Raw genomic sequence first — 16,646 nt, 5'->3', positions numbered from 1 at the left:
GGGCAAGATTTCCATAGCCGGAGGGCGGGGGAGCGGCTACCGTTTGCGTTCATCCATGCAAAACGAATCGAAGTTCGTGCTCACGCATCGTCCGCGCCGCCTGCGCCGTTTCGCCAGCCGCCGCGCGATGGTCGAGGAAACCGTGTTGCGTCCCGCTGACCTGATCGCGCCGCTGTTCGTGGTCGACGGCTCGCCCGCACCGGAGGAGATCGGATCCATGCCGGGCGTGTTTCGACTGAACATCGCCGACCTCGTGAAGGAGTGCGCGGAAATCCACGCGCTCGGCGTGCCGGCGGTGGCGCTGTTTCCCAAGCTCGATTCGAAGCTGAAGGACGAGAATGGCACCGAAGCGCTCAATCCGCAGACGCTCATCCTCCGCGCCGTGCGCGAGGTGAAGAAGGCCGTGCCGGAGCTTTCGATCATCACGGATGTCGCACTCGATCCTTACACGACGCACGGCCACGACGGCGTGCTTAATGCCGAGAAGGACAACGTCGATAACGATCGCACCGTCGCGATCCTCGCCAAGATGGCGGTGATGCAGGCGGAGGCGGGCGTGGATTTCGTGGCGCCGTCGGACATGATGGATGGTCGCGTGGGCGCGATCCGCCAGGCGCTCGAGGCCGCGGGTTACTCCGACACGGCGATCATGGCCTATTCGGTGAAATACAATTCGGCCTACTACGGGCCGTTCCGCGACGCCGTGGGCAGCGCGCAGGCCGCGGGCACGCGGTTGCTCAGCAAGGCGACTTACCAGATGAACCCGGCGAACCGGCGCGAAGCGATTCGCGAGATGCAGCTCGATGTGGCCGAGGGCGCAGATGTCGTGATGGTGAAGCCGGCCGGCGCCTACCTCGATGTGATTCGCGACGTGCGCAACGCCACCGAGACGCCGGTCGCGGCTTATCAGGTGTCGGGCGAATACGCGCAGATCCATGCGGCGGCGCGGCTCGGCTGGCTCGATCTCGTGCGCACGCGCAACGAGTCGCTGCTCGCGATCAAGCGCGCCGGGGCGGACATGATCCTGACGTATTTCGCGAAGGAGTTTGCCAAGGCCTACAAGGGTTGAGCGTCGAGCGCCGAGGGCTGAAAGACCTCGGCAATCCGCTCCATGAGCGCCGGCTTTCGTCCGGCGCTTTTTTGTGCCCGGGCTCGGGCTGCGCGGCACCCTCGGCGCTGGGGCGGCGGATGGCGCGCGCCAACGGCGCGTCAGCGCGTGGCGTCGGGCTTGAACTTGCGGCGGTATTCCTCGCGCGTGAGCAGTTCGTGGAGTTCGGTGTGTTCCTGGCGTTGCGCGTTGAAGATGGGCGTCACGCCGGTGTTGTTGCCGGCGTAGGGATTCGCGCCGTAGTCGAGCAGGAGCTTCGCGGCTTCGAGGCTGCCGGTCCAGCCGGCCCAATGCAGCGGGGTCTCCTGGATCTTGTCGGTGGCGTGGACGTCGGCGCCTTTCTCGAGGAGGAGTTTCACGATGCGGACGTTGTTGTATTCGACGCCCCAGTGAAGCGGCGTGATGCGGTCGTGATTGGCGACGTTCACCTCGGCGCCTTGTTCGACGAGGAAGCGCACGACGTTGTAGTAGCTGAGTTTGGCGACGAGGCTCAGCGCGGTGTCGCCGTTGGCGTTGCGGGCGTTGATCTCCGCGCCGTCCTGCACCGCGCGGCGGATTTCCTGCAGGTTGCCGTGAAGGGCGGCCTCGAGCAGGCGCGCGGTCGGCGTGGCGGAGGTCGCACCGGCGACGCTGGAGCAGATGACGGACGCGAGCGCGAGCCGGAGGCCGAGCCGGAAAAGCGGAGCGATCATGGCGGCGATTGCGCGGAAAAGCCCGCGCGGCCGCAATGCGCGGAGGCGGGAGTTTTCCTAGGTCCGCCGAAAAAATCCGAGACCGGGAAATGCGGCCGCGGCGCCCGCGCTCAGCGTCTGACGAGCAGGCTGTGCCGGCGGCTGTAGCCGAAATAGACCGCGAATCCGATGGCCATCCAGACGGTGAGATTCAGCCACGTGATGGCGGGCAGGGAGAACATCTGCACGACGCACGTGATCACGCCGAGGATGGGCACGAGCGGGACCAGCGGGGTCTTGAACGGACGCGGAAGATTCGGCTGCGTGCGGCGCAGCGCGAGCACGCCGGCGCAGACGAGCGCGAAGGCGAGCAGCGTGCCGATCGAGATGAGTTCGCCGAGGAGGTTGAGCGGGAAGAGCCCGGCGATGACGGCGCAGGAGATGCCGGTGATCCACGTGGTGACGTGCGGCGTGCCGTATTTCGGGTGGATCTTGGCGAAGTAGGACGGCAGCAGGCCGTCGCGCGCCATCGAGTAGAAGATGCGCGGCTGGCCGAGCAACGAAACGAGGATGACGGAAGTGAGGCCGGCGAGCGCGGCGATTTCGACGAGGTAGCGGAAGAGCGCCGGGGCCTGAGCCTGCTGGAGCGCGTAGATGATGGGCGCGCCGACGTTGAGCTTGGAGTAGTGGACCATGCCGGTGAGCACGAGCGACACGGCGATGAAGAGCACCGAGACGATGAGCAGCGTGCCGAGCAGGCCGATGGGCAGGTCGCGTTGCGGATTCTTCGTTTCCTGCGCGGCGGAGGAAACGCAGTCGAAGCCGACGTAGGCGAAGAAGATCGCGCCTGCGCCGCGGAAGATGCCGCTCCAGCCGAACTCGCCGAACGTGCCGGTGTTGTCCGGGATGAAGGGCGTCCAGTTGGCCTTGGGCACGGCCGGATGGCCGAAGAAATAGTAGGCGCCGTAGCCGACAAGCGCGAGGAGCACGCCGACTTTGATCACGACCATCAGGTTGTTGAAGCTGGCCGATTCCTTGATGCCGATGTAGAGCACGTAGGTCAGGACGAGCGAAATGAAGACGGCGGGAAGGTTGATCAGCGCACCGGTGGTCTTGAGCGTCTGCAGCTGGAGGACGGTGAAACCGAGATTGATCGGAATGGTGCGGTCGGGGTCGATGTCGAGCGGGGCGTTGGCGAAGGCGGCGGGCAATTGGGTGCCGAATTCGCGGACGATGTCGTTGACGGTGCCGGACCAGCTGACGGCGACGGCTGCGCCGGAGAAAAGGTATTCGAGGATGAGGCACCAGCCGACGATCCAGGCGAGAAATTCGCCGAGGCTGCCGTAGGTGTAGGTGTAGGCGCTGCCGGAGACGGGGATCATCGACGACAGCTCGGCGTAGCACAGGCCGGCGAAGAGGCACGCGATGCCGGCGACAACGTAGGACAGCGCGATCGATGGTCCGGCGTAGAGTGCGGCGGCGGGGCCGGCTTGCACGAAGATGCCGGCGCCGACCACGGAGCCGATGCCGAGCGAGATGAGGCTGATCGGGCCGAGCGTGCGCTTGTAGCCGTGCTCGGCGCCGGCCTCCTTTTGGAGATCGGCGATGGGTTTCGTGCGGAAGAGACTCATGGCGGCGGCGTGGCGCGGGCGGTTACTTGCCCGGGTTGTTCAGCTTCGAGTGGCGGCGGCTGTAGGTGAAGTAGATCACGATGCCGATGGCCATCCAGGCGATGAGCCGGATCCAAGTGTCGCGCGGAAGCGACGCCATCTGCCAGAAGCAGATGCCGGCGCCGAGAAGGGGCACGAGCGGCACGAGCGGGGTCTTGAAGGGACGGGGCAGGTCGGGTTGCTTGTAGCGGAGAACGATGATGGCGGCGCAGACGATGACGAAGGCGAAGAGCGTGCCGATGGAAACGAGTTCGCCGAGGAGGGAGAGCGGCAGGCAGCCACCGATGATGGCCGCGAGCACGCCGGTGATGACGGTGGTGACGTAGGGCGTCTTGAACTTCGGGTGGGCCTTGGCGAAGGTGGCCGGGAGCAGGCCGTCGTTGGCCATCGAGAAGAAGATGCGCGGCTGGCCCATGAGCATGACGAGGATGACCGAGCTGAGGCCGGCGATGGCGGCGATCTCGACGACGAAGCGCAGCCACGCCGGCGCGCCGGCCGCGATGAGGGCGTTGACGACCGGGGCGGCGTTGTTGAGGTCGGTGTATTTCTGCATGCCGGTGAGGACGAGGGAGACGGCGATGAAGATGAATGTGCAGACGATCAGCGAACCGATGATGCCGCGCGGCATATCGCGCTGGGGATTCTTGGCTTCCTGCGCGGAGGTCGAGACGGCGTCGAAGCCGATGTAGGCGAAGAAAATCACTCCCGCGCCGCGCATGATGCCGCTCCAGCCGAACTGGCCGTCCACGCCAGTGTTTTCCGGGATGAAAGGCGTCCAGTTGGCCTGGGCCTGGGCGAAGTGCGTGAAGATGAACCAGAGGCCGAAGCCGATGACACCGAGGAGCACGGTGACCTTGGTGATGACCATCACGTTGTTGAAGTTGGCGGACTCCTTGATGCCGACGTAGAGCAGCACGGTGAGGAAGGCGATGATGGCCATCGCGGGGAGATTCACGATGGCACCAGTGGAGACCCACTCGCCGTTGACGAAATTGAATGGGGCGTTGGCGAGATGGGCGGGAAATGTGATGCCGCAGAAGTCGTGCAAAAAGGTCACGAAGTGGCTCGACCAACCGACGGCGACGGTGGGCGCGGTGAAGAGATATTCGAGGATGAGATCCCAACCGATGATCCACGCGAAGAACTCGCCGAGCGTCGCGTAGCTGTAGGTGTAGGCGCTGCCGGCGATCGGCACCATGGCCGCGAATTCGGCGTAGCACAGGCCGGCGAAGAGGCAGCCGAGGCCGGAGATGACGAACGAGATCGCGATGGCGGGACCGGCGTATTGCGCGGCGGCCTGGCCGGTCAGCACGAAGATGCCTGCGCCGATGATGGCGCCGATGCCGAGGCTGACGAGGTTCGTGGCGGAGAGCGTCTTGTTGAGGCGCTGATCGCCGGCCGCCTCAGCCTGCAGCTGGGCGATGGACTTGGTTTTAAACAGGCTCATAGGGTAACGGGTGGGGGTGGGTCGAGAAAGGCGGAGGGGCGGAGCGGGTCAAGAGGAGGTTGGGTCGGGTTTCTTGCGTCGCGGGAGCTTCGGCAAATGGTCGGGCCAGAGCAGCATGAATGCCGCGTAGCCGATCAATCCCACGGCAGGCCCGAGAATGATCGAACCGAGGTAGAGCGTGAACACTGCGTCGCCCGACCACACCGCGCTCGGGTTGGCCATGAGGTGATCCCAGACTTCGAACGGCGGCTCGCCGCGCGCGACGCGGCCGACGAAATAGCAGGCGGAGAGCTGCACCGGCGCCGTGAGCGGCATGGAGATGAATTGGAGGCCGATGCAGAGGAGGAGATTGGCGCGGCCGAAAAATCCCGCGACGCCGGCGATGAGCGATTGCGCGGGGAGAAACGGGATCGTCGTGATGGGAAACCCAATCAGCCACGCCCGCGCCATGCTGCCGGGCGTCGGCATCCACAGCGCCTTGTCGAGGAGGCGGTCGCCGAGCTTCGAGTGGAGGAACGAGCCTTTGAGGCCTTTGCGGGAGAGCCGGCGGCGGTGCAGCCAGCGATGAGCCCAAAGAGGAAGCCGCATGAGTCGCGTGGTGGCTGAGGCGGTGGCGCTCAAAAAGCGGAGCGCGGGATTTGGATCGAGTCGCCGGGGAAGAGGAGGGGATCTTCGTCGGGCTGACGTTGCGCGAGCTTCACGTCGAACTCGTAGGCTTTCCGGTCGCGGGTGAGCGTGACCTTCGTTTCCTTGGCGTAGAGCGTGAAGCCGCCGGCGGATTGCACGGCCTTGGCGAGCGTGAGATCGGGTGACCACGGGATGCGGCCGGGGCGCTGCACCTCGCCGCCGATGTAGACGTAGCGTTCGGTGACGGTGACGGAGACGCTGATCGAGGTGTAGAACTTGCGGTCGAGGTAGGCCTGGCGGATCGCGTTGGAGAGTTCGCCGGTGTTCTGTCCGGCGGCCGGGATTACGCCGAGAAAGGGCAGGCTGATCGCGCCCTGCTCGTCGATCTGCACGGGGTTGTTGCTCGGATCGGGGATGCCGCTGAGCGTCACCGTGAGCGAATCACCGGAACGGAGCTGCGCTGCCGAGGATGAGGCCGCGACTTTGGGATTACGGGCGGCGGAGGCGGCGGCGCTGGACGGGTTGCTCTCGCAGCCGCTGAGTGCGGCGAGTGCGACAATCACGACGACGGACGACAGCGAGCGGGAAAGGCGCATGAAGTGCGTCGTTACTGCGCGAAGCTTTGCGCCGATGCAACACCGGAGCGGCCCGGTCGCGCGCTCGGGGAAAAGGCGCGTCTGCGGCGCTCGTGAGGGGCGTGGAAAACAAAACAGCCGACGCGGGTGGCGTCGGCTGGGAGATTGGTGGCGAGGGCTGGGAGGTTCAGCGGCGGCCGCGGCTCTTGCGCGAGGGCTTGTCGTCCTCTTCGTCGGCTTCCTCTTCGTCATCGTCGTCGAAGTCCTTTTCGGCGCCGTCGTCCTCGTCTTCGTCCTCCTCGTCGCCTTCGCCCTTTTCCTTCTTGGACTCGTCGTCGTCGCCTTCTTTGGCGTCTTCGTCGTCGTCCCACTTGAGCGAGGCGTCGTTCTTCATGCGCTCGTCCTCTTCCTCGTCGATGTCGGGGAGATCGGCGTCGTCCTCTTCCTCGTCGGCGGCGCGGCGCTTGGCGCGCTTGCCGACCGGGGCGGCTTCCTCGTCGTCATCGTCGCCGTAGCCGGCGGGCATGAAGTCGAGGATGGCGGTGAGCTCGGTGAAAAGGTGGACGGACTTGCCCTCGATGAAGTCGTTGTTCTGCGCTTCGCGGATCTGGTCCTCGACTTCGTCGACGGTGAGCTTCTCCTCGAAGTCGAAGAGGTCGTTCAGCAGCTTCACGCGCAGGCGGGTGAGGTGGTCGAGCAGGTCGGCGTAGGGGCCGTTTTCCTCGTCGATGATGTCCGGGAGGGCGAAGAGCTTCTCATCGGACTCCAGTAGCGACTCCTTCGTGCGGCGAAGGTTGACGCGGCCCTTGCCGAGATCCTTGGCGATGCGGAAGGCGATGAAGGCGCGCTCGAATACGTCGGGATCGAAACCGTATTCGCGCAGGGGCTCGATCGCCTCGATGAGGTGGTCGACCTGGCGCGGATCGATGATGCTCAGTGCGTCGACGTCCCAATGCACGGGATCGCTGACCTCGTCGACCCACCAGTTGTGGTCTTCGCCGAGCCGCACGTTGCACCATTCGAGTTGAGGGGTTCCTTTCGCCATAGAAGAAGTGAGAAACTTTGACCGGAAAAAGGCCGCGCGCATGCCCGTGTCAAATACCGAAACACCTTTTCTCCAAAAAACTTCGTGTCGCCTCAAACGCTTCATGGCGAAGACAGATGTGGCGCTTGAAACAAACCGGTCAGCTCCCCATGGTCCGCGCCAAATGGGACGGTTCTACGACGCCTTGGCGAAACCATACTTTTTCCGGCAAGATCCGGAGCATGCGCACGAGTCCGCAGTGAGGGCGCTCAAGCTGCTCGGCCGGGTCCGTCCGCTCTGCGCGCTCATGGAGCAATGGGCGCAGCTCGACGCGTCGGCGCACCGCCCGATCGAGGCGTTTGGCCTGAGATTTCCCAATGCCGTCGGCCTCGCCGCGGGCTTCGACAAGAACGCCGAGTGCTGGCCCGCCGCCGCCTCGCTTGGCTTCGGCCACGTCGAGATCGGCACCGTCACGTTGCACGCGCAGCCGGGCAGCCCGAAGCCGCGGCTGTTCCGTTTTCCGAGCGAGGAGGCGGTGATCAACCGCATGGGCTTCAACAACGAAGGCGCCGCCGCGCTCGCCGCCCGCCTCGCGAAACAGGCCGCGCCTGGCCGCCGCGTCATCCCGCTCGGCGTGAATCTCGGCAAGACGAAGGTCACGCCGCTCGACCAGGCGACCGAGGATTACCTCGGGAGCTTCCGCCTGCTCGCGGATCACGCCGATTACGTCGCCGTCAACGTCAGCAGCCCGAACACGCCCGGTTTGCGCGAACTGCAGGACGCCTCGTGGCTCAAGCCCCTGCTCGCCGCGCTCGTGGCGGAAAACCAGACGCGCGTCGCCGCGGGCAAGCCGCGCCGCCCGCTGCTCCTGAAAATCGCGCCCGATCTCTCGTTTCCGCAGATCGACGCTGCGCTCGGTGTCATCGCCGATCTCGGTCTCGACGGCATCATCGCGACGAACACGACGCTCGCGCGGCCCGGATTTTTCGCGACGGTCGACCAAGCGGGCGGACTCAGCGGCAAGCCGCTGCGGCGCCGCGCGACCGACGTCATCAACTACATCTCGCGCGCCACCGGCGGCCGGCTGCCGATCATCGGCGTCGGCGGCATCTACGATGAGGAAACCGCCGCGGAGAAGATGGATGCCGGCGCCACGTTGGTGCAGATCTACACGGGGATGATTTTCCGCGGACCGTTCCTCGCGCGCGAACTCGCGCACGCCCTCGGGCATCGGCACAAACGCTAGGCCGCGATGGCTGCGCCGGTCACGTTCCTGCTCGATAATGGCTCGCTCGAGCCGGCGGCGACGTTGCGACTGCGCGAACTCGCGGCAGCGCTCGCGGCGCGCGTGGGTGAGCCGGTGGAAGCGGTGTCGCTGCTGCATTCGTCGGGGGTGCCGGCGGAGCGGCTCGGAGGAACGCGGGCGGAAATTTTTGAGCCCGCCGTGTTGCGCCGCGCGGAAGCGGGGGCGCGCGAATTCCTGATCGTGCCGTTGTTCTTCGGTCTGAGTCGCGCGCTGACCGACTATTTGCCGGAACGCGTCCGAGTGTTGAGGGAGAAATTCCCGGACCTCGCCGCCCGCGTGGCGCCGGCGCTTTTTGCCGCGAACGATGGGCGGCTCGCGCGCATTCTGGCTGACAACGTTCGCTCCGTTACCGCCGCGCCGGCGCGCGTGGCGTTGGTCGATCACGGCAGTCCGGTGCGCGTCGTGACCGAGGTGCGCGAAGCGCTGGCCGCGCAACTCGCGGGCGAACTGGGCGGCGCGACGGAAGTGGTCGGCTGCTGCATGGAGCGGCGACCCGAGCCGGCTTACGATTTCAACGAGCCGATGCTCGAAAGGCTGCTCGCGCGCAGCGGTTGGAATTCAGGCGAGGTCGTGGTCGCGATGCAGTTTCTCCTGCCGGGCCGGCACGCGGGAGCGGAAGGCGACGTGGCGCAAATCTGCCGGCGGGCCGAAGCGGAGAACGCCGGCTTGCGGGCGCGGCTCACGCCGTTGGTGGCCGGGCATCCGTTGCTGGGCGAGATTTTGGCCGATCGCTGGCAGGCGGGACGGACGGCGGTTCCGCTCGCGCCGTAGTCGACGCGCCGAACGCCTGCGACGACAGTTCCGGCTCGATCGGGTCGTCGCGCAGCGGCAACGCGTCGAGCCAGTCGCGCCAGACCTGCATCCATGGGCGTGGTGGTTTACCGGGACGCATGCGCGGTCTCCTGGGCGCGGTTCGCGGCAGCTTGCGGGCGGTGCTGCGCGGCGGCTTCGCCGATGACGATGAGCGACGGAGTGTCCTCGAGTTCGGCGGCGAGTTGCGCGGCCGATCCAAGTTTGCCGGCGCGGATCGATTGCGACGGGCGCGAGGCGTGGCTCACGATGAGCAACGGCGTGTCGGTCGAGATGCCATGTGCGGTCAGGCGCTGGGCGATTTCGCCGAGGCGGCGCGTGCCCATGTAGACGCAGAGTGTCGCGCCGGGGTGGGCGAGGGCGGACCAATCGACGGAGCGGGAGCGCTTGCCCTCGCATTCGTGGCCGGTCGTGAGGATGGCGGTCGAGGCGACGCCGCGCTGGGTCAGGCTGATGCCCGCGGCTGCCGCGGAAGCGCAGGCCGCAGTGATTCCGGGGACGATCTCAAAATCGATCTGCGCGGAGCGCAGGGCGTCGATTTCCTCGCCAAGGCGCCCGAAGACGGTCGGGTCGCCGCCCTTCAGCCGGACGACGCGACGGCCGGCGCGGGCGTGGGCAACGAGCAGCCAGTTGATCTCTTCCTGTAAGGCGCTGTGGGTCCCGGCGCGCTTGCCGACGTAGATGAACTCGGTGCCCGGGCGGCAGTTTTCCAGCAGCTCGCGATTGGCGAGGTCGTCATGCAGCACCACTTCCGCCTGTTGAAGGGCGCGCAGGCCGCGCAAGGTGATCAGGTCGGCTGCGCCCGGTCCGGCACCGACAAAGGTGACTGAACCGGCGTGCGGCGTCTGAAACATGACTAGGGACATGACCTATGACTTGCTTATGTTTTGATTACCGTCAACCGTGAGTCTTCTTCACCCGTGTCATGTCCGACGCTCCCGCCATTGCACCCGCGCCCGCCCTCTCAAAAAACGAGCTGCTGAAGCAGCGCGATCCCACCTTGGCGGGCGATATCGCCGCCACTCTCGCCAACGACGAGGCCCTACGCTTCTCGGACGATGACGAGCAGTTCATCAAGTTCCACGGGTTCTACCAGCAGGACGACCGCGACAAGCGGAAGACGGGCAAGGAATACATTTTCATGGTCCGCAACCGCCTGCCCGGCGGCGTCGTGACACCGGAGCAGTATCTGGTGTTCGACGACCTCGCCACGCGTTACGGCAACAACACGCTGCGCATCACCTCGCGCCAGGCGTTCCAGTGGCACGGCGTGGTGAAGAAGGGCCTCGGTCCGCTGCTCAAGAGCATCAACGACGTGCTCTCCACGACGCTCGCGGCTTGCGGCGACGTCGCGCGCAACGTCATGGCGCCGTCCACGCCCTCGACGTCGGTGCTCACGGACGAAGTGCTCGCGGACGCGGCACTCGTCTCGCGCGAGTTGCTCCCGCGCGCGACCTCGTATCACCAGATTTGGGTCGACGGCAACGAGGTGAAACTCAGCCACGAAGCCGCGACACCGGCCGAGGACCCGCTCTACGGGCGCACTTATCTGCCGCGCAAATTCAAGACCGCGTTCGCCATCCCGCCGCTGAACGACGTCGATATTTTCACGAACTGCCTTGGTTTCGTCGCGATCGCCGATCCGGCAAATCCGGCGCGTGTGCTCGGCTACAATCTCCTCGCCGGCGGCGGCATGGGCATGTCGCACGGCAACAAGGAAACCTACCCGCGCGTCGCCGACGTGCTCGGCTACTTCCCGCGCGCACGCCTCGTCGACGTCGCGAAGGCCGTGCTCGTCGCCTACCGCGACCACGGCGACCGCACGAACCGCAAACACGCGCGCCTCAAATACGTGCTCGAGGAAAAAGGCGCCGCGTGGTTCCGCGAGCAAGTGGAGCAGCGCGCGGGCTTCCGGCTCGAGGAAGCTCGGCCGGTGCGTTTCACGAAGCAGGGCGATCTCTTCGGTTGGCATCGCCAGAACGACGGTCGTCTCTTCCTCGGCCTTTACGTCGAGGCCGGTCGCGTGAAGGACACGGCGGCACGCCAGCTGAAGACAGCGCTGCGCCGCGTCGTGGAAAAACACCGCGTCGAAGTGCGCCTCACGCCGTCACAGAATCTCCTGCTCGCGAACGTGTCCGAAGCCGCGCGCGACGACATCACCGCGTTGCTCGCCGCGCACGGCATCCCTGTGGAGAATCAGGCCGGCGCGGTGCGCCGTGCGTCGATGGCGTGCCCGTCGATGCCGACGTGCGGCCTCGGCCTCGCCGAGAGTGAGCGCGCGCTGCCGGGCATCTTGGACGACTTCGAGCGCGAACTCGCGGCGCTCGGTTTGTCCGAGGAGGAAATCATCATCCGCATGACCGGCTGCCCGAACGGTTGCGCGCGTCCTTACATGGCCGAGATCGGTTTCGTCGGCCGCGCGCCGAACAAATACAACGTCTACTTCGGCGGCGACGAAGGTTCGTTGCGTCTGAACCGCGAATTCCGCGCCAGCGTGAAACGCGAGGACCTCATGAAGGAAATCGGCCCCGTGCTCCGCCGCTGGCGCGACGAGCGTCGTCCGGGCGAGCGCTTCGGCGCCTTCGCCGATCGCGTCGTGTTTCCCGAGCAAGCGGCCGCCGCAGCGGCTGCAGCGGCTGCGCCCGCGCCGACATCTGCACCCTCTCAAACCTGACGTCCCTGTAGGAGCCTGCTTGCAGGCGACCGCACGGATCGCCTGCAAGCAGGCTCCTACAAGAAACACTCTTCTCGATGTCCTATTCTTCCTCCCAAATCGCGCAGTGGAACGCCGAGCTCCGTTCGCGCACGCCGCTCGAAATCGCGCGCTGGGCGATCCAGCACGGCGCGGGTCGCGCGATCGTTTCGACGAATTTTCGGCCGTATGAAGCGGCGATCCTGCACCTCGCGACGCAACTGCAGCCCGACATTCGCGTCCTGTGGGTTGACCACGGCTACAACCGCCCGGCGACTTACCGCCACGCGGAGGAATTGCGCGCGAGACTGAAGCTCAACCTTCATGCTTTCCTCCCGCGCGTCACCGTCGCGCACCGCGAGGCGTTGCACGGTCCGGTGCCCGATCCGGCCGACGAGGTGGCGATGAAGGCCTTCAGCGCGCAGATGAAACTCGAGCCGTTCCAACGCGGCATGCGCGAGCTCGCGCCGACGGTTTGGCTCACCGCGTTGCGCCGCGATCAGACGGCGAACCGCGCTGCGCTCGATCTCATCGCGTGGGACGAGAACTTCCAGACGCTCAAGGTCAGCCCGTTCTTTTATTGGAACGACGAGCAGCTCGAAGTCTACCTGCGCGAGCACGGTCTGCCGAATGAGTTCGACTATTACGATCCGGCGAAGGGCGACCAGAAGCGCGAGTGCGGATTGCACGCCGCGTGGGGCAAACGCGCGTTGGCGGAGGTCGGTGCGGAGGTCGCGAGCAAATGAGCGCGTCCGCTGCCGCCGCCGCTCGTGCCGGCTCCGCTGCCTCGGCTCGCCCGGCGAGCTACCACCTTGACCACCTCGACTGGCTCGAGACCGAGGCGATCCACGTCATGCGTGAAGTCGCGGGCGAGTTCGACCGGCCGGCGATTCTGTTTTCCGGCGGCAAGGACTCGATCTGCCTCCTGCGGCTCGCGGAAAAAGCGTTTCGTCCGTCGGAGCTGCCGATGCCGCTGCTCAACGTCGACACCGGGCACCATTTCCCGGAGCTGAACGATTTTCGCGACCGTCGCGCGAAGCAGCTCGAGGCGCGCCTCATCGTGCGCACCGTCGAAGACGCGATTGCCAAAGGCATCGCGACGCCCGCGAAGGGTGAGATTTCGCGCAATCGCCTCCAGATTCCCACGCTGCTCGCGGCAGTGGAGGAGTTCCGCTTCGACTGCTTGATCGGTGGCGCGCGACGCGACGAGGAGAAGGCCCGCGCGAAGGAGCGGTTCTTCAGCTACCGCGACCAGTTCGGCCAGTGGGACCCGAAGAACCAGCGGCCCGAACTCTGGAATCTCTACAACGCGCGCCTCAGCCCGGGCGAAAACATGCGCGTGTTTCCGCTCAGCAACTGGACCGAGCTCGACGTCTGGGAATACATCCGGCGCGAGCGGCTCGAGGTGCCGACTATCTATTTCAGCCACCGTCGTAGTTGTGTGCGTCGTGGCGGCCAATGGTTGCCGGTCACGGATTTGGTGCCTCCTCAGCCCGGAGAACGGGTCGAGGAACTCCGCGTCCGCGTCCGCACCATTGGCGATATTATTTCCACCGGCATGATCGAGTCGCCGGCCGACCACGTCGACGACATCATCGCCGAGGTTGCCGCCGCGCGCGTCACCGAGCGCGGCTCGCGCGCCGACGACCGCGCCTCCGAGGCCGCGATGGAAGACCGCAAGAAGGCGGGGTATTTCTAAACCGCGCCGAGGCGCGAACACGTCAGTTTCATTTCGATGGTTTCCGAAGCTTCTCTTTCCTCCTCCGCGTCCGCTGGTGTTGCCGATCGGCCCACGCCCGCGATCGACCTGCTCCGCTTCAACACCTGCGGCTCGGTCGACGACGGCAAGTCCACGCTCATCGGTCGTCTTCTCTACGACTCGAAGTCGCTGATGGACGACCAGGTCGAGGCGCTCGAGCGCTCCGCCGATCTCACGGGCGGCGGCCGCGTCAATCTCGCCAATCTCACCGACGGTCTCCGCGCGGAGCGTGAGCAAGGCATCACGATCGACGTCGCCTATCGCTACTTCGCCACGCCGCGCCGCCGCTTCATCGTCGCGGACACGCCGGGCCACGTTCAATACACGCGCAACATGGTCACCGGCGCGAGCACGGCGAATCTCTCGATCGTGCTGGTCGACGCGCGCGCCGGCGTGATCGAGCAGAGCCGACGCCATGCGGCGATCGCCGGACTCCTGCGCATTCCGCACCTCGTCGTGGCGGTGAACAAGATGGACCTCGTCGAGTGGAGCGAAGCGCGCTTCCACGAGATCCGCGCCGAGTTCGAGAAATTCCTGCCGCGCCTCGGCATCAAGGACGTGAAGTTCATTCCGCTGAGCGCGCTGAACGGCGACAACGTCGTCGCCCCGTCGCCGCACACGCCGTGGTATCCCGGCCCGACGTTGCTCGCCCACTTGGAGAGCGTGCACATCGGCAGCGATCACAACCTCGAGGAGTTCCGACTTCCCGTGCAGTGGGTCAACCGCCCGAATCGTCCCGGCGACGCGACGCTGCACGATTTCCGCGGCGTCAGCGGTCAGATCGTGGGCGGCATTGTTCGCGTCGGCGACAAAGTGCTCGTGCTGCCGGCGGGAGTGACGACGCGCGTGAAGCGCATTCACACGCTCGATGGTGATCTCGCCGAGGCGTTCGCGCCGCAGTCAGTCACGCTCGTGCTCGAACACGATGTGGACGTCTCGCGCGGCTCGATGATCGTGCGCACGGATGCGCTGCCCGGCGGCGGCACCGACTTGCGCGCGCAGCTTTGCTGGATGAACCCGCGTGCGTTGCAGCGTGGTCGCAAGCTGTTGCTCAAGCACACCACGGCGACGACGCCGGCGATCGTTACCGAGCTCACGCACCGCCTCGACCTCGAGACGCTCGAGTTGCGCGCGGGGCCGACGGAGTTCGCGCTGAACGACCTGGGCGAAGTGCGCCTGCGCACCGCGAAACCGATTTTCTACGACGGCTACGCGAGCAACCGGCTGACGGGTTCCTTCATTCTGATCGATCCCGATACGCACGCCACGCTCGGCGCGGGCATGTTGCACGCGCCGACCGAATCCGTGCGCGCGGAGTTCCTGGATTACACGATTTGAAGCCGGGAAATCGCCATTGCGCGTGCGGGGCGCGTGCGCCTACCGTGCAAAGGCAGTGAAGATTCCGGTCAAACTCGACTATACCTGTCGCATCCTGTGCGAACTCGCGCGTCACTACGATGGCGGCGAGCCCGTCCGCATCGACGACTTGTCGGAAGTCGAGGCGGTGCCGGCGAACTTTCTCGCGCAGATTCTCGGCGAGTTGAAGAACGCGAAGCTGGTCGTGAGCCGTCGTGGCGTGCAAGGCGGCTTCCTGCTCGCGCGCGCCCCGGACCAGATCACGCTGTTCGACATCGTGCAGGCCATCGAAGGCGACTTGATGGAGCTGAGCGGGAATTTCGACGGCAAATCCGGCCGGCGCATGAAGCAGATCTGGAACGAGATTCGCGGCGTCGCCGTTGAGCGCGCCCGCGCTCATACGCTGGACAAGATGGCTGCGAAGACCGAGGCCGAGATGTATTACATCTGACGTTCCTCGAACGTCGGAACGGGAGCGGGGGAGGGAGCAACGATAGCGTGCCTCGCGGCGCCAAATCGACGTTTGACGCGCGCGTGCGACTGAGTTGATTAAAGGTCATGTCCTCACTCGTCTTTAACGATATCGTCTCCACCGTCGGCAATACCCCGCTCATCAAGCTGAACCGCATCGCGGCGGGCCTCCCAGGCAACGTCTACGTGAAGGCGGAGTTCTTCAACCCGCTGGCGAGCGTCAAGGACCGCATCGGCCGCGCCATGATCGAGGCCGGCGAGCGCGACGGGAAGATCAAGCCGGGCACCGTCATCGTCGAGCCGACCTCAGGCAACACGGGTATCGCACTGGCGTTCGTCGCGGCGCAGCGCGGCTATAAGTTGATCCTCACGATGCCCGAGACGATGTCGGTCGAGCGTCGTGTGCTCCTGCGCATGCTCGGCGCCGAGATCGTGCTGACACCCGGCGCGGAGGGGATGAAAGGCGCGATTGCGCGCGCGAACGACATCCTCGCGCAGCAGGGCGACAAGGGCTTCATGCCGCAGCAATTCGAGAATCCGGCGAACCCGGAGGTTCACCGTCGCACGACGGCCGAGGAGATTTGGGCTGCGACCGGCGGCAAGATCGACGCGTTCGTCGCGGGTGTCGGCACCGGCGGGACCATCACCGGCGTGGGCGAAGTGATTAAAGCGCGCACCAAGTTGCACGTCGTCGCCGTCGAGCCGGTCACAAGCCCGGTGCTTTCCGGCGGACAGCCGGGCAAGCACAAGATTCAGGGACTCGCCGCGGGTTTCGTGCCGAAGGTGCTGAACCGTTCGATCCTCGATGAAGTCATCACCGTCGCCGACGACGACGCGTTCGCGACGTCGCGCGAGGCGGCGTTGAAGGAAGGCATTCTCGGCGGCATCTCGACCGGTGCAAACATCTGGGCGGCGCTCCAGCTGGCGAAGCGACCGGAGTTCGCGGGGAAGACCATCGTCACGGTCGCTCCGAGCTTCGGCGAACGCTACATCTCCACCGCGCTGGCCGAGAAGGCGCGGCAGGAAGTCACGAGCTGAGCGAGCGCGGTTTTCGCTGCGGCGGCGGTCGGTAGGGGCCGTTGCCCTCAACGGCCCTTCGATCTCGGTCGCGCGGTGCGAGGGCGGTTGAG

Annotated in this window: 16 protein-coding genes; 9 read left to right on the top strand and 7 right to left on the bottom strand. The window is 65.9% G+C overall.

Features of this window, described 5'->3' with window-relative positions:
- The first annotated feature begins 55 nt into the window (after positions 1-55).
- A complete protein-coding gene (gene hemB, locus HZA32_04250) occupies positions 56-1,069 on the top strand; it encodes a porphobilinogen synthase (GenBank protein MBI5423271.1) in 1,014 nt (337 codons plus the stop codon).
- Positions 1,070-1,209: 140 nt separating this feature from the next.
- On the opposite strand, the gene HZA32_04245 is transcribed toward hemB, so the two are convergent.
- The 6 genes from HZA32_04245 to HZA32_04220 form a co-directional block, all read right to left on the bottom strand.
- On the bottom strand, positions 1,210-1,800 hold the full coding sequence (locus HZA32_04245; GenBank protein ID MBI5423270.1) for an ankyrin repeat domain-containing protein: 591 nt from the start codon (positions 1,798-1,800) through the stop codon (positions 1,210-1,212).
- 110 nt (positions 1,801-1,910) lie between these two features.
- Entirely contained in the window at positions 1,911-3,410 is a 1,500-nt protein-coding gene (locus HZA32_04240) for an amino acid permease (protein MBI5423269.1), read from the bottom strand.
- A gap of 22 nt (positions 3,411-3,432) precedes the next feature.
- Complete coding sequence (locus HZA32_04235) at positions 3,433-4,896, bottom strand: amino acid permease (protein ID MBI5423268.1); 1,464 nt, start codon at positions 4,894-4,896, stop codon at positions 3,433-3,435.
- A 48-nt stretch (positions 4,897-4,944) separates the two neighbouring features.
- On the bottom strand, positions 4,945-5,484 hold the full coding sequence (locus tag HZA32_04230) for a DUF2062 domain-containing protein (protein MBI5423267.1): 540 nt from the start codon (positions 5,482-5,484) through the stop codon (positions 4,945-4,947).
- Between the two features lie 29 nt (positions 5,485-5,513).
- Positions 5,514-6,119: a polysaccharide export protein gene (locus HZA32_04225; GenBank protein MBI5423266.1), complete on the bottom strand. Its 606-nt coding sequence runs from the start codon at positions 6,117-6,119 to the stop codon at positions 5,514-5,516.
- Positions 6,120-6,285: 166 nt separating this feature from the next.
- Positions 6,286-7,143, bottom strand: coding sequence for a hypothetical protein (locus HZA32_04220; protein ID MBI5423265.1), 858 nt, complete (start codon positions 7,141-7,143; stop codon positions 6,286-6,288).
- 163 nt (positions 7,144-7,306) lie between these two features.
- On the opposite strand from HZA32_04220, the gene HZA32_04215 reads away from it, so the two are divergent.
- Together HZA32_04215 and HZA32_04210 are read left to right on the top strand one after the other, a co-directional pair.
- The gene (locus HZA32_04215; GenBank protein MBI5423264.1) at positions 7,307-8,368 is read left to right on the top strand and encodes a quinone-dependent dihydroorotate dehydrogenase; all 1,062 of its coding nucleotides are present in this window, start codon (positions 7,307-7,309) and stop codon (positions 8,366-8,368) included.
- Positions 8,369-8,374: 6 nt separating this feature from the next.
- Positions 8,375-9,199 (top strand): cobalamin biosynthesis protein CbiX, encoded by an 825-nt coding sequence (locus HZA32_04210; GenBank protein ID MBI5423263.1) that lies wholly within the window; start codon positions 8,375-8,377, stop codon positions 9,197-9,199.
- 107 nt (positions 9,200-9,306) lie between these two features.
- Here the strand turns inward: HZA32_04210 and cobA are convergent, their stop codons facing one another.
- Entirely contained in the window at positions 9,307-10,104 is a 798-nt protein-coding gene (gene cobA / locus HZA32_04205; GenBank protein ID MBI5423262.1) for a uroporphyrinogen-III C-methyltransferase, read from the bottom strand.
- A 59-nt stretch (positions 10,105-10,163) separates the two neighbouring features.
- Between cobA and HZA32_04200 the strand changes: the two genes are divergently transcribed.
- From HZA32_04200 to cysK, 6 genes are all read left to right on the top strand, one after another.
- Positions 10,164-11,912: an NADPH-dependent assimilatory sulfite reductase hemoprotein subunit gene (locus tag HZA32_04200; protein ID MBI5423261.1), complete on the top strand. Its 1,749-nt coding sequence runs from the start codon at positions 10,164-10,166 to the stop codon at positions 11,910-11,912.
- A 77-nt stretch (positions 11,913-11,989) separates the two neighbouring features.
- Entirely contained in the window at positions 11,990-12,676 is a 687-nt protein-coding gene (locus tag HZA32_04195) for a phosphoadenosine phosphosulfate reductase family protein (GenBank protein ID MBI5423260.1), read from the top strand.
- Positions 12,673-13,629 (top strand): sulfate adenylyltransferase subunit CysD, encoded by a 957-nt coding sequence (gene cysD / locus HZA32_04190; protein MBI5423259.1) that lies wholly within the window; start codon positions 12,673-12,675, stop codon positions 13,627-13,629. Before HZA32_04195 ends, cysD begins: the two co-directional genes overlap by 4 nt.
- A 36-nt stretch (positions 13,630-13,665) precedes the next feature.
- Positions 13,666-15,027, top strand: coding sequence for a sulfate adenylyltransferase (locus HZA32_04185; GenBank protein ID MBI5423258.1), 1,362 nt, complete (start codon positions 13,666-13,668; stop codon positions 15,025-15,027).
- A 55-nt stretch (positions 15,028-15,082) separates the two neighbouring features.
- On the top strand, positions 15,083-15,496 hold the full coding sequence (locus HZA32_04180) for an Rrf2 family transcriptional regulator (protein MBI5423257.1): 414 nt from the start codon (positions 15,083-15,085) through the stop codon (positions 15,494-15,496).
- A gap of 107 nt (positions 15,497-15,603) precedes the next feature.
- On the top strand, positions 15,604-16,554 hold the full coding sequence (cysK, locus tag HZA32_04175; protein ID MBI5423256.1) for a cysteine synthase A: 951 nt from the start codon (positions 15,604-15,606) through the stop codon (positions 16,552-16,554).
- The last annotated feature ends 92 nt before the right edge of the window (positions 16,555-16,646 follow it).

The organism is Opitutia bacterium, from assembly GCA_016217545.1.
In the GTDB taxonomy this organism is placed as follows: Bacteria; Verrucomicrobiota; Verrucomicrobiia; order Opitutales; family Opitutaceae; genus Didemnitutus.
Note: the sequence above shows the minus strand (reverse complement) of the source record. Positions and strands in the feature narration are given on the sequence as shown.

Excerpts from the sequence above, each read along its gene's own strand:
- cysK (MBI5423256.1), top strand. The coding sequence starts at position 15,604 with ATGTCCTCACTCGTCTTTAACGATATCGTCTCCACCGTCGGCAATACC.
- HZA32_04200 (MBI5423261.1), top strand. The coding sequence starts at position 10,164 with ATGTCCGACGCTCCCGCCATTGCACCCGCGCCCGCCCTCTCAAAAAAC.
- HZA32_04195 (MBI5423260.1), top strand. The coding sequence starts at position 11,990 with ATGTCCTATTCTTCCTCCCAAATCGCGCAGTGGAACGCCGAGCTCCGT.
- HZA32_04235 (MBI5423268.1), bottom strand. The coding sequence starts at position 4,896 with ATGAGCCTGTTTAAAACCAAGTCCATCGCCCAGCTGCAGGCTGAGGCG.
- HZA32_04245 (MBI5423270.1), bottom strand. The coding sequence starts at position 1,800 with ATGATCGCTCCGCTTTTCCGGCTCGGCCTCCGGCTCGCGCTCGCGTCC.
- HZA32_04215 (MBI5423264.1), top strand. The coding sequence starts at position 7,307 with ATGGGACGGTTCTACGACGCCTTGGCGAAACCATACTTTTTCCGGCAA.
- HZA32_04225 (MBI5423266.1), bottom strand. The coding sequence starts at position 6,119 with ATGCGCCTTTCCCGCTCGCTGTCGTCCGTCGTCGTGATTGTCGCACTC.
- hemB (MBI5423271.1), top strand. The coding sequence starts at position 56 with ATGCAAAACGAATCGAAGTTCGTGCTCACGCATCGTCCGCGCCGCCTG.
- HZA32_04220 (MBI5423265.1), bottom strand. The coding sequence starts at position 7,143 with ATGGCGAAAGGAACCCCTCAACTCGAATGGTGCAACGTGCGGCTCGGC.
- HZA32_04185 (MBI5423258.1), top strand. The coding sequence starts at position 13,666 with ATGGTTTCCGAAGCTTCTCTTTCCTCCTCCGCGTCCGCTGGTGTTGCC.
- cobA (MBI5423262.1), bottom strand. The coding sequence starts at position 10,104 with ATGTCCCTAGTCATGTTTCAGACGCCGCACGCCGGTTCAGTCACCTTT.
- HZA32_04240 (MBI5423269.1), bottom strand. The coding sequence starts at position 3,410 with ATGAGTCTCTTCCGCACGAAACCCATCGCCGATCTCCAAAAGGAGGCC.
- HZA32_04210 (MBI5423263.1), top strand. The coding sequence starts at position 8,375 with ATGGCTGCGCCGGTCACGTTCCTGCTCGATAATGGCTCGCTCGAGCCG.
- HZA32_04230 (MBI5423267.1), bottom strand. The coding sequence starts at position 5,484 with ATGCGGCTTCCTCTTTGGGCTCATCGCTGGCTGCACCGCCGCCGGCTC.
- cysD (MBI5423259.1), top strand. The coding sequence starts at position 12,673 with ATGAGCGCGTCCGCTGCCGCCGCCGCTCGTGCCGGCTCCGCTGCCTCG.